This window comes from Paucihalobacter ruber (assembly GCF_006494535.1).
GTDB classification, from domain to species: domain Bacteria; phylum Bacteroidota; class Bacteroidia; order Flavobacteriales; family Flavobacteriaceae; genus Paucihalobacter; species Paucihalobacter ruber.
In genome coordinates, this window is sequence record NZ_VHIQ01000005.1 from 76,765 (window position 1) to 90,468 (window position 13,704).

The 13,704-nt window shown below is 36.4% G+C and carries 14 protein-coding genes; all 14 read right to left on the bottom strand.

Going from position 1 to position 13,704, the window contains the following annotated elements:
• Positions 1–29 precede the first annotated feature (29 nt).
• The 14 genes from FJ651_RS10835 to FJ651_RS10900 all read right to left on the bottom strand — a co-directional run bounded on the left by FJ651_RS10835 (position 30) and on the right by FJ651_RS10900 (position 13,688).
• Positions 30–821, bottom strand: a complete 792-nt coding sequence (locus tag FJ651_RS10835; RefSeq protein WP_140990550.1) for a hypothetical protein — start codon at positions 819–821, stop codon at positions 30–32.
• Positions 818–1,594, bottom strand: a complete 777-nt coding sequence (locus tag FJ651_RS10840; RefSeq protein WP_140990551.1) for a DUF6090 family protein — start codon at positions 1,592–1,594, stop codon at positions 818–820. The genes FJ651_RS10835 and FJ651_RS10840 overlap by 4 nt, the downstream gene beginning before the upstream one ends.
• Complete coding sequence (locus tag FJ651_RS10845; RefSeq protein ID WP_140990552.1) at positions 1,587–2,312, bottom strand: hypothetical protein; 726 nt, start codon at positions 2,310–2,312, stop codon at positions 1,587–1,589. Before FJ651_RS10845 ends, FJ651_RS10840 begins: the two co-directional genes overlap by 8 nt.
• On the bottom strand, positions 2,309–3,004 hold the full coding sequence (locus FJ651_RS10850; protein ID WP_140990553.1) for a DUF6090 family protein: 696 nt from the start codon (positions 3,002–3,004) through the stop codon (positions 2,309–2,311). Before FJ651_RS10850 ends, FJ651_RS10845 begins: the two co-directional genes overlap by 4 nt.
• Positions 3,001–3,759 (bottom strand): DUF6090 family protein, encoded by a 759-nt coding sequence (locus tag FJ651_RS10855; protein WP_140990554.1) that lies wholly within the window; start codon positions 3,757–3,759, stop codon positions 3,001–3,003. Before FJ651_RS10855 ends, FJ651_RS10850 begins: the two co-directional genes overlap by 4 nt.
• Position 3,760: 1 nt before the next feature.
• On the bottom strand, positions 3,761–4,507 hold the full coding sequence (locus FJ651_RS10860; RefSeq protein ID WP_140990555.1) for a DUF6090 family protein: 747 nt from the start codon (positions 4,505–4,507) through the stop codon (positions 3,761–3,763).
• A 74-nt stretch (positions 4,508–4,581) separates the two neighbouring features.
• Complete coding sequence (locus tag FJ651_RS15750) at positions 4,582–5,379, bottom strand: DUF6090 family protein (protein WP_216746133.1); 798 nt, start codon at positions 5,377–5,379, stop codon at positions 4,582–4,584.
• A gap of 9 nt (positions 5,380–5,388) precedes the next feature.
• Positions 5,389–6,165, bottom strand: coding sequence for a DUF6090 family protein (locus tag FJ651_RS10870; protein WP_140990556.1), 777 nt, complete (start codon positions 6,163–6,165; stop codon positions 5,389–5,391).
• A 253-nt stretch (positions 6,166–6,418) separates the two neighbouring features.
• Positions 6,419–7,141: a DUF6090 family protein gene (locus FJ651_RS10875; RefSeq protein ID WP_140990557.1), complete on the bottom strand. Its 723-nt coding sequence runs from the start codon at positions 7,139–7,141 to the stop codon at positions 6,419–6,421.
• A gap of 35 nt (positions 7,142–7,176) precedes the next feature.
• Positions 7,177–7,890, bottom strand: coding sequence for a hypothetical protein (locus tag FJ651_RS10880; RefSeq protein WP_140990558.1), 714 nt, complete (start codon positions 7,888–7,890; stop codon positions 7,177–7,179).
• Between the two features lie 11 nt (positions 7,891–7,901).
• Positions 7,902–8,321, bottom strand: coding sequence for an endonuclease domain-containing protein (locus FJ651_RS10885; protein ID WP_246085354.1), 420 nt, complete (start codon positions 8,319–8,321; stop codon positions 7,902–7,904).
• 223 nt (positions 8,322–8,544) lie between these two features.
• Complete coding sequence (locus FJ651_RS10890; RefSeq protein ID WP_140990559.1) at positions 8,545–11,748, bottom strand: S41 family peptidase; 3,204 nt, start codon at positions 11,746–11,748, stop codon at positions 8,545–8,547.
• A 27-nt stretch (positions 11,749–11,775) separates the two neighbouring features.
• Positions 11,776–12,306: a nuclear transport factor 2 family protein gene (locus FJ651_RS10895; RefSeq protein WP_140990560.1), complete on the bottom strand. Its 531-nt coding sequence runs from the start codon at positions 12,304–12,306 to the stop codon at positions 11,776–11,778.
• Between the two features lie 56 nt (positions 12,307–12,362).
• Positions 12,363–13,688 (bottom strand): Zn-dependent hydrolase, encoded by a 1,326-nt coding sequence (locus FJ651_RS10900; protein WP_246085355.1) that lies wholly within the window; start codon positions 13,686–13,688, stop codon positions 12,363–12,365.
• Between the last annotated feature and the right edge of the window lie 16 nt (positions 13,689–13,704).

A 13,704-nucleotide genomic window follows, 5' to 3' on the forward strand; every position in this document is an offset into this window, starting at 1 on the left:
TGTGGTTTGCAACAATTATAAACTAGACTTTAAATCTTATCAATTTCATTTTGTATTTCCTTCAGCAACAGCTCCGCTCTATTTTTGCTTGTTTTTGCACCATATATTCTCCAACCAGCATTATCTTTCAAGTTTCTTAACCTCACAACAAGTCCTGCATCTTTTTTTATAGACTCTAAAGGATTAGTAATAAAGGGCACATCAAGCACGGTTAAACTATACTTATTGTTAATGTAGTTTTCATATTCATCAACGAAATCATTTTTATTCAATTCATCTCGTCCAAAAAACCATTTCAAATCGCTGTAGTATTTATTTAATGCGTTTTTTAACTTTTGATTATCTAATTTAGAATACAATCCTGAATTTTTTAATTCTTCCATGGCATAGGTTTGTACAATCATCATGCGAGGTTTTTGTACATAACGGAATGATTTTTTATAAAATTCAGCGTCAAATGTTTCAGGAACAGCTCCTTCCCATATTGATGTACTCATTAGTTTTATTGGGATGGTATCTATTTCTTGTAAAGGAATTTCGGCCCATCTTAGTACTTGATTTATTGAATTATACCTGAAGTCATTAATTTCTTCTATTTCTTTCAAAAGGTCATAATCTTGTTGAATGGCTTTGGAAAGATTTATAAGATTAGTTTTTATTTGAAGTTTCATTAGCCGGTCTTCATTCCAAGTATTGATCTGCAACGCAATCAAAATCCCAATAACGACAAGCACAATCTCTCCAATGGCATATTTGAAGTATTTTGATGTTTTTCCTTTGTTGAGAAGGTTCTGGCGGATGTTTCGGAAGAATTTTATCATAATAGGAGTTCTTTATCAATTGAATCTTCTAAGTCTTCTAATCGGGGAATAAGTAAGTCCTTTTTTACGTTAAGTTCAATTGTAGTAATATAGCTGATGTGCTTTAGTAAGGATAGAAAGGCTTTATCTTTTTGGATTTCAAATAAGTTAAAATTGATGAGACTGTACCTTTCTGTTAATATTTTATTCTCCGAAAATGGAATTTCTAAAAGAAAATTTATAGCCTTCTTTTCAAAGTCCTTTATGGTTATTTCATAGGGACTTTCAACCCTAAGGCTTTCTTCAACTCTTGATTTATAGTTGGCCAAGTGTTTTTTGATACTATCTGACCTGATTAAATTGAGTTTACCTGAATTTTGAATTTCGTTATATACCGCAAATGAAGGGACAAACTTATGGATATAACTACAGCGCATTAATGCCGCAACAATGGCAGTGCTGTCTTTCTCAACCCTTTCAGCGTCATTGGTTATAAGTTGGTAGAGATAATCAGCAGCTGCTTTTCTTCTTTCCAATCTTTCTAGGTTGTAGGCCATCATTGAAAAATCTTCTGTTAATTCGGATTTTAAATTTTTAAGCATAGCTATCCCCTCTATTTGATTTTTTCTGTTTTCGTTCCAGTTGTTTACCTGCAAGGCAATCAGAATTCCGATTACGACCAATAGGATTTCGCCAATGGCGTATAGAAAATACCTGCCTGCCGGTGAGGCAGGACTGCGAACTTTGGATTGCTCGATAAGTTTTTGACGTATTTTTCTAAAGATTTTAATCATGACTATTTTCTAAAAAGTGTATTAATTTTTTAGTGAATTGTGCGTTTATATTTATAAAGTCTTCAGTTTGGCTGCTGGCGGTTGTAGCAGTGGATTTTAGCAGTTGAATAACACCTAAGTTTGTGTCATTATCACATAAAAATCTTAAATCTTCATAATTCTTAACCTCGCCTATATTTGGCATTTCTTTGTAGTAGGTTATTCTTAAGGGTACATAATACTCCTCTATTTGACTATTATAATACTCGATAGACCTATAAACAAATTCATATTTTGAAGCATATTTTTGCAACTCAATTTTAAGTGTGGCACTTAACAATTGTTCATAGGCATTAGGATTGTTTTTTAAAACATTAGACTGATTGGCTAGTTTAGTAAATGGTTGATTTTTAAAGTCTGAAAGGATGATTGTGTCTTTTTCAATTGCTAATCCTTTGCAAAGATTTAAAAGGTTATTGTAGAAATATGCTTGTGTTTTTAGTTTATAGAGTCTCTCTTCAAAAAATAGCGCGTCGGCTTTAGTATCTTGTAATAGTTGCTTTACTAAAAGAACCTCATCATTTTTTAGAAGTCTATTTTGATTCCAATTATTGATCTGCAAGGCAATCAATATACCAATAACTACCAAAAAGATTTCACCAATGGCGTACTTAAGGTACCTGCTTCTCTTATTTTCATAGAGGAGGTTTTGGCGGATTTTTCTGAATAAACTAATCATAAATTGTTTTGAATCATTAAAAGGGTTTCTTCGCACTGTTGCAAGGCTTGATCCACAGCAGTTAATTGGGTACCTAGAAAGTTCATATGGGTTTGATTGACATAAAATTTATCTTTTAGTAAGTTTCGAATTTCTGCCTCAGTTGGGATATTAATGTTTTCAAAATTGTGACTGACATAGTTAACAACCAATTGACCTTTCTCCCATCCAATTTTGAGTTTTAGAATTAGCTCGTCGTAGGTATTGTAAATCGCGACGATTTGTCTTCGAAGCGAAGGGTTTGAAATTAAGTTGAGCCCATTGTTTGAGAGTTCGTCTACCGTTGTGGAGTTGGGCACAAAATCGATTAATATGTTATATTGCTTCATAAAATGTGCAGTCAGCGAATCCGGGTCTGTTACAGTTCCTTTCATCTCGCGCTCAAATACTTTTTTATAGCTCACGGCTATCTTTAATTTTTCTTTTATTTCGCTCAACCGAAGTGAGTCTGATCTTAAATCCTCTTGAAGGTTGATAAGAAAGGCATGTTCGCGTTTTGCATTTTTATTGGCTTCATTCCAGTTATTAATACTCAGGGCAATCAAAATCCCTATGACTACTAGAATGATCTCACCAATGGCGTATTTGAAGTACTTTGTGGTTTTGCCTTCATTAAGAAGGTTCTGGCGGATGTTTCGGAAGATTTTTATCATAGCTTATATTCTTTTTCTAAAAAGTTTTTTAAGTTCTTCGTAGTTTGAAGATGACCCCTAAGAAAATTTGAAACATAGTTGTTTGAGACGCCACGGGCCATTCCAGCAAGATTAAAAAATTCATCTTGAAGATTTACATCAGTATGGATTGGTGGGAAAAGCTTGCCCGTAAATTTTACATTCACGACATAGTCTTCATTTGAAAAATGATAGTTTTTAAACAATTTATTTGAAAATATATAAGTTTCTCTTAATATTTGCACATAACTTGTTTCCTGTTCTTCCAACCTAATTAGGGCTTGCTGAAATATGGCAAGGCTGTCTGCAACATGGGTCCTTATCACTTCAGTATCTAAAGCAGAAAGCTTTAAAAGTGTCCTATTTTGGTTTTGAAAAGACCTTCTATTAAAAAGGCTCCTTCTTAAAAGACTGTAAAGCTGGTTTTGATTTTTCATGGCATTAATGTCAGTGCCGGCATATTTCAGCAAACTATCTAATCTAGAGACCTTTATATCGTTATATTCAATGGTGCTTTCTAAAGCTATCAAATCTTCATTTAAATCTTTTACCAGACTTTTGACAAAACCCAGTTCTGTAATTTTGTGTTTCCTAGCTTCATTCCAGTTATTAATTGATAAAGCAATCAAAATCCCTATAACCACAAGAATGATTTCGCCAATGGCATAGGTTAGATATTGGGTGACCCGGTTTTGTTGGAGAAGTTTTTTGCGGATTTTTCGGAGATATGACAGCATTTTAATTTGTAATTTCAATTTCTAAAACATTAATAATATCGTTGATTTGGACTTGGTTTTTTTTCAAAACGTCCATACCGTAAGCATGGTTGATTTCTGACAGAAAAATATTATTGGCAAACACTTTATTTTGGAAAAGATTGGTAATTTCCCCACGCAAAATATCAGCATGCCTTTCGATGTAGGTCGAATCATGTATAAATATCAATTGGGTCGGATTGGATCGATTAAGATCAAAATACTTGCTCCAGTCTACAAATTTCTCAAAATTCTCGATGAATATATTGAAGTCATATCTCATATGCTCTTGCAAAGACGCAACATCGATATAGGTTTTTTGTAGTTTCAACATTTTGAGCTTGAGTGAATCATTCTGTAATTTACTGAAATTGCCTGAACTTTTCATTTCGTTGTAAGTAGATTGGTCCGGCCTAAACTCATCCACAAAAAGTAAGGTTCTCATGTCGTCTGAAAATTCATAGAGTGAACCGATAGAGTCATGCTTTATTTTAGACATCATCCTTTTCGCCGCCTTTACTTTTTCCTCACTATAAGTTATCATAAGGTTTAGTCGCTCCGTATCTCCAATTAAATTATTTTTTAGGTTTTGAAAATATTTTTGATCAACTATTTTTTGCTTACGGGCATCATTCCAGTTGTTGATACTGAGGGCAATCAATATGCCAATGACCACGAGCAGAATTTCGCCAATGGCGTATTTAAAATACCTGCTATTATTATTTTCCATGAGCAGTTTTTGACGTAGTTGGCGAAAGAATTTTATCATAAAATATTTTAAGTTATATGGATAGGCTCCTTGGGTTATATTGAAGAAGTTTGTTTAGTGCGTTCAATAATTAAATCCATTGCCATTATTACTTTCTCAATTTCACTGGCGGATTCATCATTTTCTTTATCTGAAAAACCGAAAAGAATTTCTCCTAGTATTCTCTTTTTTCTGGCAATAAGATTGAGATATTTGTTTAATTGCTCTTGGTTAAAATTTAGTACCTTGACAAATTGCTCTTCTTCATTATACAATGTAAAATGATCTAAACTGAAAGGAATAACATGATTTACAGTAAATTCCCGCATTTCTTTTTCCTCTTCAAGGTAATCATCAATCAAATCTTGCCAACCAATGAGTGCTTCTCTAAGTTCTAAATCTTGTATAAGATCGATCGCTCCTGTGTTTATTAATGATTTTACGCTGCTTTCAGAAGGATCAAAAGTGTACGAAACCCTAGACCAAAGTGAATGATACCGAAGAGAGTCTAGTTGAACAGTTTTAAATGGTTGATGGGTAATCATCCAATTACAACTCTTGAGCGATTTTTCATGAAAATCTTTTATTCGCTCAAATTGTGCTATGTTTTCTTTAAATTCGGCGTGAATTTGTGCCAAAAAAACAACTTCTTTTTTTCTGTCCTTTCTGGTTTCATTCCAGTTATTGATACTTAGGGCAATTAAAATCCCAACCACCACCAGTAATATTTCACCAACAGCGTATTTAAGGTACCTGCCTGCCTGCCTGCCGGACAGGCTGGACGCCGAGGCAGGTTTACTAGGTTTATTTTGTACCAGGAGGTTGTATCGTATTTTTCTAAAGAATTTTAGCATAGGTTATCTTTAATTTTTGTTGCTACACTTAATTGCCAAGAGCTTGTATGGGTGTTCCATTAAATTGGTAATTGCGGTTAAATGCTGTTTTTCTCTATCTGCCATAGCGATATTGAACAAAAGTGCCAATTGAAATTTTTTATAATAGTCGCTGTTTTTATCTTTTGTCCAATCGTTTTGAGGTAAAATTTGAAGAATTTCCGGGCCGAGTAGTCGATGCACATATTCAAATTCTTGAATAGCACCAATGTCAATGTTAGTTTTAACTAATTCAAAAACTGTTTTGGTTATTTCATCTCTATTTTGTTTCAATTGAAACTGTTTATTTTCCAATTCACTATAATATTGAATGAGGGAATTTTTCAGGTTAATATCGTTGATTAATTTTAAGTTTCCGGAAGAAATTAAATCTTTAAAGGTTACATTGCGCGGTTCATAAACTTCACTCCTGTTGGCCAATAGAAACTGATTTATAAGATAATGCTTATCTTTAGTACCTGCATCTAAATCCAATAAAATCTCTTTACTTGTATTGATTCTATAATTTGACTTCTCATTTAATTCTGCTATTAATTGTTTTTCGAGTTCAAAATCTTCTAAAATTCTACAGTAATATTGACGTTCAGAAGCCGAGTTCTTTTTTTCTTCATTCCAATTGTTAATTTGAAGAGCAATCAAAATCCCAATGACCACAAGAATGATTTCGCCGATGGCGTATTTGAGGTATTTACTAGATTTATTATGTACCATGAGGTTGTATCGTATTTTTCTAAAGAATTTTATCATTTATTCAATTTATTTTGTCCCGTTAGGGACTTTATCTTGGTAGCAAATGTTTATTTTGTTGGTTTAATGTGCCTTTAGGTACATTATATATTTCGTACCTAAAGGCACGAGGTTTAAATTCATCTTTATTTATTTCTACCCATGTTTCGTCCCTGCCTGCCGGCAGGCAGGCCTAACGTTACATATAATGGTTTTACCTTTCTGGCTCTCCTTAATAAGGTTTTGACGTATTTGGCGAAGGAATTTTATCATATCAGTTACAGTTTGAAACTAACAGACTATTTAGTTCTTTAGCATCATCTTTTATTTCAGTAAGAAGCTGTTTTTCGCGTTGCAGTTCTATCATATTTAAAATCATTAAGTCTTTAGTACGTATGAATATCTCATTATTTGGATGTAGTTGCCATTGCTCACTAGAAAGTAGTCCTTGCAATTCTGTGTCAAATATCTTTCGATACTGAGGTACTTCTTGAAACCCAAAGTCGGCCAACTTTTCTATGCTAAAAAGTTTTGCGATTAGTGCATTGTAATTAACATCAATGATATTTAGGGCGTTGTCTTGTTCTGTATAATGACCTAAAATTCTATTTTTCAACATTTGATTCCTTAGTTTGTCTAGTTTTCCCGAAGAAGTAATATCTACTATTGCTGCTTTGGTAGGAATAAATTTATAATACCTGAACGTTGATATAAAATCTTTTAAAATGATCTCCTTGTCGTTTTGGATTTTTAAAAGGTTTTTCAACAATCTTTCGGTGCTTTCTAAACGCCTATCTAGAGAGACCATTGAGCTATCTATATTCATAATATCTACCTGTAAATCTTCAGCAATTTTGCAATAATAGGTTTTCTCAATTTTTACTGATTTTGTATGTTCATTCCAATTATTGATCTGTAGGGCAATCAAAATGCCAATAACTACGAGCATAATTTCGCCAACGGCGTATTTGAAATACTTACTTGTATTATTTTCCATAAGCAGTTTTTTACGGATATTTCGGAAGAATTTAATCATTGTAGATGGCTTTTAATTAAACGCCTTATATTTTGAATTTCACCAAGTGAGCTATCCATTTTTCTGAGTTGGCCACTTCTATTGTCTTTAAACAATTTAAACATTACGATTGATGCTGGTTTTTCAAAGAATGTTTTGGAATCTATAGGCTCACAATATTCTGACCATTTAAAATCTGAAAATTCTGTTTTAACCACAGGAATCCAGTCATTGTTGAACGAGCTTAAAACATCGTTTAAGCTTTCGTAAAGTTTAAAAAGGCTCTCGTCGTAATACGAAATCAATGCCAACTGGAGTTCATTGTCTGATACAACATCTAGGCCTTTTGATTTTAATACTTCAAAAGCACTTGATTGCGACTTAAAACGCTCAAAACAAATAATTTTTCCCATCCAAATGTTTAAACTATCGTTGTAGTTTTTTAAGGCTACCTGCTCCAATAATTTCTCGGTGTACGTGATGGCTTCTTCAGTCTTAAAACGTTCTATAGATAGTAAAGCGTAATCCCGTTCCAAGTTTTGGTCAATAAGGGTTAAAATCTCTTTTTCAAAGGCTTTTATTTTTCTTGATTCGTTCCAATTATTTACCTGTAATGCTAAAAGAATTCCAATCATTACCAATGCAATTTCACCGATTGCGTATTTAAAATACTTAGATGTCTTGTTTTCCATGAGTAAGTTTTGACGGATGTTGCGAAAGAGTTTAATCATATTTACAGTTTTTATGCCCACGCTCGCCCAGTCCGCCCTTGGCGGATGCCAGCGCGCAAACAGGAATTAATTTTATTGATTACAGTTTCATATTGATTTAGGATTTGTTCGTTAGTAAATCTAGATTCAATAATTCCAACACTATTCAGATACTCAGTTCGTTCAATGTCCTTTTCCTTTTGTTCTTTATTAAGGTGATAACCTCCATCCACTTCAATTGACAATTTTAGCTTATGACAATAAAAATCCAAAACATAACCTGCTATGGGATGTTGTCTTCTAAATTTGAAGCCTTGTGGTTTTGTTTTTAAATACTCCCATAATCTTATTTCAGCTTCGGTCATATTTTCGCGAAGCTTTGCAGCATTCCTGAACACTTTTGGTGTTGCGCCATCATGCATTCCTGATATTTTTAACAAATCTTTTTTCATAGTTCGAATATAGAAAACCCACCCTTTAGGGTCGGGGCAAGGTTTTCGGCAATTAAAATCCCAATCATTACCAATGCAATTTCGCCGATGGCGTACTTAAGGTAGTTTGCTGCCTTATTTTCCTTGAGGCGCATTTTGCGGAAGAGGTTGGTTATCATTATTCTTTCCGGTTCCTAAATTTTTGTATTTTCTTCATTTTAGCATAAAGTTCTTAGAAGTACCCTCATTCTACATCCTTTAATAATTCTGCTACTGCTTTCTCTAACTGCTCATCGATCCCTTTATCAATCTTTCCCGGCATATTCCTCACTTGAAATTGGGGCTTGGTTTCATTGTTTTCCATCCATTCCCCTGCCATGTTCTTAGCAGAGACCGGTACCATTCCCCACCTGATGCCATTGGGTAAATTCTCCCATCCGGCAAATGAACAAGTACCCGGTGTAGGCATTCCAACCGTTTTTCCTATTTTGAGCTCTGTATAGCCACAAGCAAAGCAGTGTCCATCAGAATAATTCGCTTCATTGAACATTGCCAAAGTGGGTTTGGTCCACCTGAAGGTAGGCTCGTAACCGACAACCCTTTCTTCCGTGGCGAATGTGATAAACTTCTCTCCGGTAAAAAACATGGTTAAATCAGCGACAAGGTTTCCACCTGAATTGAAACGGGTATCCACTATCACACCTTTTCGATCATGGTATTTTCCCATCATCTCCTCGTAAGTGCTGCGGTATGGATCGTCTCTCATGTTGGGAATATGGATGTATCCCAATGTCCCCTTGCTTAACCTGTCCACTTCATCCTGATTCTTTTTCACCCATCTTTTGTACAATAATTGGCTTTCGTGTTCCAAGGTAATTGGCTTTACAGTTACCTGCTGCCTTGTGTTTGTTTTAGGATCAAGCAGCTCCAGCAAGGTGAATTTGTCTGCTTTTCTATTCAGGTATTGCGCTACATCCTTATCCGCAGTTATCATTTCACCATCAATTTTTTCTATGATCGTGCCACTACGTATCATCAGTTCTGCCTTGTCCAAAGGCCCTCCTTTGATGACTTCAGCTATTTTGATGCCATTGGTTTTATGCGCATAATCGATGAAAATCCCTAAAGAAGCAGTGGCATCAGCTTGAGGCATATTTCTGGTATATCTAGCCCAAGTATGCGATACATTCAGTTCACCAAGTAATTCGGAAGCCATCTCGGCAAGTTCATAGCTATTGCCAATGGACGATACATATTTTTGATAGTGTGCAGTCAAAGCGTCCCAATCTACGCCATGAAAATCAGGTGTATAAAACGTGCCTTTTGTCCTGATTTTAATATGTTCAAACATCGCCAACCTTTCGGCTTCTGAATCAAATTTCATGTCGCCGGAAATTTTGATAGCCTCGCGCTTACTCCCTTTGTCCGTGATTTTGGAAATATTACCATCGGCCAACAAAAACAGATTTTTCATTTCCTTGTCCCATGCCAAACTTCCTGAACCAGCGTCTAATTTAAGCTCCATTTTGGTCTCCCTGGTGCGGAGGTCTGTACTCCAAAGATTCATTCCTTTTTCAAATCGAGACAGGTAGAAGAGCTTTTCGCCATCTTTGTCAAACACGGCATCTCCTAAAAAAGAGGAGTGAATGGTCAGTTTGGCTTTTCTTTCTGTCAAATCTTCCCTATCAATTTTTAGATCAGTCGGCTTTATGCCTGCTGTTTTATCTGCTGCTTTTTCAATCTCTTTCAACAGGTTAAAATCTTCCTTGCTTAACCTGTACCTATCGTAACTTTCTTTGGTAAAAAACAAGGTATATACATCATTTTGGGAAGAGCTGGTAGAGCCCCCTGTGGCGAAACTTCTCAATCCATCCCGGTTACTAAACCACAGCATTTGACTACCGCCATTTACCCATTTGGGGCGGCTATCATTGTAGCCGCTTTGGGTCAGATTTGTCATGGGTAACTTTCCTGCTGCGTCCAGTAACACCACCTCATTATTGGAAAGGGTTGGTCTGAATTGCGCCAAAAGCCACTTGCTATCAGGGCTCCATTCAATATACTGATCACCATCTCTCATATGGATGACTTCTGCAGAGGTCATCAAAGTCACAGTGGATGTACTCGCCAAATCCAACACCTTCAGTGATTTTCTTCCCTCAACATAAGCTAGCTTTTTTCCATCCGGAGAAAGCTGTGGTTGGTATGCTTCTGCTGCCAAATTAATTAGTGCCTCTTCCTTTAATAAGGTGCTGGCGTAAAAGAAAGGTTCTTCATTTTCCCTGATCTTTTTGGATTGGAAAATCTGCCACTTCCCATCACGTTCACTGGCATAGACAATGGATTTACCATCAGGAGCAAATTGGACAAAACGTTCTTGCTGCGGCGTGGTGGTAATCCTTTTGGTAATAGAACCATCTACTGCAGTAACAAATACCTCTCCCCTTGCAATGAAGGCAATTTCTTTCCCATTAGGGGACACCGACATTTCACTTATCCCGCCATTTATTGTGATGTAACTATCGATATTGCCGACCGCTTGCGTAGTGATGCTGACTGTCACTTTTTGCGGTTGCTCCCCTTCTTTGAGCGTGTAAAGTTCGCCATCATAGGAAAAGCTCATCAAACCATTGTTGGCAATTGTTAAAAAACGAACCGGAAAGTCCTTAAAATGGGTCAAAGGGGTAGTTTGAGCAGGTTTACTTAGGTTGGTTTTGAATACATTGAAACTTCCTTTTTCCTCACTGAGGTAATAAATGTCATTTTCTCCCGGAGCGAAAACAGGATTTCTATCCTCACCACCAAATTCGGTAATTATTTGATGCGAATTATTTTCTTTGTCATACAGCCATATATCCCTGGTAACTGCAGATTGATGCTTTTTTCTCCATTCATCCTCCCCACCTTTTCTATCATGGTAAATCATTTTTTTACCATCCTTGCTCACCTGTACGTACTCGGCAGGAATGGTCCAAATTTGATCCACCCTTCCTCCTTTCGCAGGGACATGGTACAATTCCGTCAAATATCTGGTTGGATATTGCCTGTGTTCGGCTAAATCGAGACGAACTCCACCAAAAATTACCGTCTGATCGTCTGCCGAAAAAGAATACGGCGTTTCATCATTGGAATGATAAGTTAGCCGGGAGGCAGGCCCTCCTTCAGCAGCCATAATGAAAACATCAAAATTGCCATAGCGGTCAGACGCAAAAGCAATCTTGCTTCCATCCTTGCTCCAAACAGGCATGTAATCATGGGCCTCATGAAAAGTCAATTGCGTTGCTTTTCCTCCTGAAGTTGCAACAGTGTACAGGTCTCCTTTATAGGTAAAAGCTATCTTTTCTCCATCAGGCGAAATAGCCGGGTATCTGAGCCACTTTGGTTGGTTTTCAGCCCAAACCATGCCGATCAAATAGCTTAGTAATATGCTTAATAAATACTTCTTCATAATTGAAAATTGCTCGTTTTAAATGTTTTAATCCTCTAATACATCCTGATTCTTGCTGGCGGCCATCCCTCCAAGAATAACCCATTGTCCATCAATTTTTTTCCAAGTATGCGTAAATTTAAATGTTTCCTTTTTTGCAATTTCTTCCTCCTTATCGGTCCAGATTTCATCGGCATCATAAAACACAATAACCACATCGGCAATGGCATTTATAGCCTTTTTATGTAGGATATAGCTGAATTTCAGATCCGGATCTTTTTGTAAATCAGGAATCCAACTGGCAATCTTAGTTTTGTTGGAAACGCCATTTCCAAAACTCGGATAGCCTATAAAATCGTCATGCCACAGGGTTTTATAAGCGACTGTGTCGATGTTTTGAACATATTTCCAATATAGTTCCTCCATTTGCCAGGCTTCATTTTCCAAATCAGATTTGGTTATAGTCTGCTCAGGTAAATCTTCCTTTGGGGGAATTTTGCTGTTTTCACTACAACCTGCTAATGCACCTAATAAACATAGTGCTGTCAGAAAAAAGAGTAATAATTTTAAGTTATTCATAGAAAGTCATTTTTAAGTTTAATTTTAAAAGTGAAAATAGAGTCGTTCATTGACCCTCATACCCTTTCAAGAGCCATAATGGTTTGCAAAAGAACATTTGCTCCATTGGCCATATCTGCTGTTTTGGTAAACTCTTTAGGTGAATGACTTATACCGCCTACGCTTGGAACGAAAATCATAGCCACTGGGGCAATACTCGCTATCTGTTGGGTGTCATGGCCTGCACCGCTTGGCATAACTTTCGTTTTTAATCCCAAATAATTTGCAGATTGAATAATCTTTTGCTGCAATGAGCTATCTGTTAGTGCAGGTTTTACAAAATTTGCCTCACGTGTAAAAGAAATTTTTGTTTCTGTATCGGTGGCAATACTTGCCGCTCGCTCTTCAATTTTACTCAACAACATTTCAATTTTATCCCAGGATAAATCACGTATCTCGAGACCTAAGGTAACTTTACCCGGAACGACATTATATGCCCCTGGCTGTACCGCAATTTTCCCTACAGTACCTACTTGGTTACCAGGCATACTGTTAATCACTTCGTTCGCCGCAATTACTAATTTAGATGCGGCCAATAAAGCATCTTTTCTCAGATTCATAGGAGTGGTACCTGCATGGTTTGCAAAACCTTCAATTGTAACCTCACAATCTAAAATACCTACAATACCCTCAACTACACCGATATGTAGGTTTTCATTTTCGAGCGTACCACCTTGTTCAATATGCAATTCAAGAAATGCATGGAAATCTCCTTTTTTCCGTATCGAACTTTGAATGTCGTCTGGATTACCACCAATTGCTCTTATCCCCTCGGACATCATCATACCACTTTGGCTAACCTGTTTCAGTCCTTCAGCAGTCAAATTGCCTGCCATTGCCTTGCTACCGATTAGTCCGCCCTCTTCATTGGCGAAGACAATGACTTCCAGAGGATGTTCTGTTGAGAATCTATTTTCATTAAGTACTTCAATGACCTCTAGGGCACTGATACAGCCCAAGGTACCATCGTAGTCTCCTCCATCTGGCACCATGTCAAGATGAGAACCAAAGGCGATAGGTTTTAGCGCAGGGTTTTTTCCATTTCTTCTACCAATGATATTGCCACCACTGTCAATGAAAGGATTAAGACCTGCTTTTTCCATTAGTTGCATAAACCAGGCTCTTCCTTCGATGTCACCTTTACTGTATGCAACACGGTAACCACGGCCTTTTTCGTCCCTTCCATATTTGGCGAGTTCAAAGATGCGATTTTCAATACGCTTTTCGTTTACCCTAAGTTCTTGTTTCAAAGTGAACCCTTCACTCATTGAATTGACTGTACCAAAGGTAGAGAGACCGAGAGCGGTCAGGGAAGAGTTTTTGATAAAGGTTCTTCGTTTCATATGTTTATTATTATTT

What these genes read in the sequence shown, in the direction of transcription:
- FJ651_RS10835 (WP_140990550.1), bottom strand. Translation starts at nt 821, where the DNA reads ATGATAAAATTCTTCCGAAACATCCGCCAGAACCTTCTCAACAAAGGA.
- FJ651_RS10840 (WP_140990551.1), bottom strand. Translation starts at nt 1,594, where the DNA reads ATGATTAAAATCTTTAGAAAAATACGTCAAAAACTTATCGAGCAATCC.
- FJ651_RS10845 (WP_140990552.1), bottom strand. Translation starts at nt 2,312, where the DNA reads ATGATTAGTTTATTCAGAAAAATCCGCCAAAACCTCCTCTATGAAAAT.
- FJ651_RS10850 (WP_140990553.1), bottom strand. Translation starts at nt 3,004, where the DNA reads ATGATAAAAATCTTCCGAAACATCCGCCAGAACCTTCTTAATGAAGGC.
- FJ651_RS10855 (WP_140990554.1), bottom strand. Translation starts at nt 3,759, where the DNA reads ATGCTGTCATATCTCCGAAAAATCCGCAAAAAACTTCTCCAACAAAAC.
- FJ651_RS10860 (WP_140990555.1), bottom strand. Translation starts at nt 4,507, where the DNA reads ATGGAAAATAATAATAGCAGGTATTTTAAATACGCCATTGGCGAAATT.
- FJ651_RS15750 (WP_216746133.1), bottom strand. Translation starts at nt 5,379, where the DNA reads ATGCTAAAATTCTTTAGAAAAATACGATACAACCTCCTGGTACAAAAT.
- FJ651_RS10870 (WP_140990556.1), bottom strand. Translation starts at nt 6,165, where the DNA reads ATGATAAAATTCTTTAGAAAAATACGATACAACCTCATGGTACATAAT.
- FJ651_RS10875 (WP_140990557.1), bottom strand. Translation starts at nt 7,141, where the DNA reads ATGGAAAATAATACAAGTAAGTATTTCAAATACGCCGTTGGCGAAATT.
- FJ651_RS10880 (WP_140990558.1), bottom strand. Translation starts at nt 7,890, where the DNA reads ATGATTAAACTCTTTCGCAACATCCGTCAAAACTTACTCATGGAAAAC.
- FJ651_RS10885 (WP_246085354.1), bottom strand. Translation starts at nt 8,321, where the DNA reads ATGAAAAAAGATTTGTTAAAAATATCAGGAATGCATGATGGCGCAACA.
- FJ651_RS10890 (WP_140990559.1), bottom strand. Translation starts at nt 11,748, where the DNA reads ATGAAGAAGTATTTATTAAGCATATTACTAAGCTATTTGATCGGCATG.
- FJ651_RS10895 (WP_140990560.1), bottom strand. Translation starts at nt 12,306, where the DNA reads ATGAATAACTTAAAATTATTACTCTTTTTTCTGACAGCACTATGTTTA.
- FJ651_RS10900 (WP_246085355.1), bottom strand. Translation starts at nt 13,688, where the DNA reads ATGAAACGAAGAACCTTTATCAAAAACTCTTCCCTGACCGCTCTCGGT.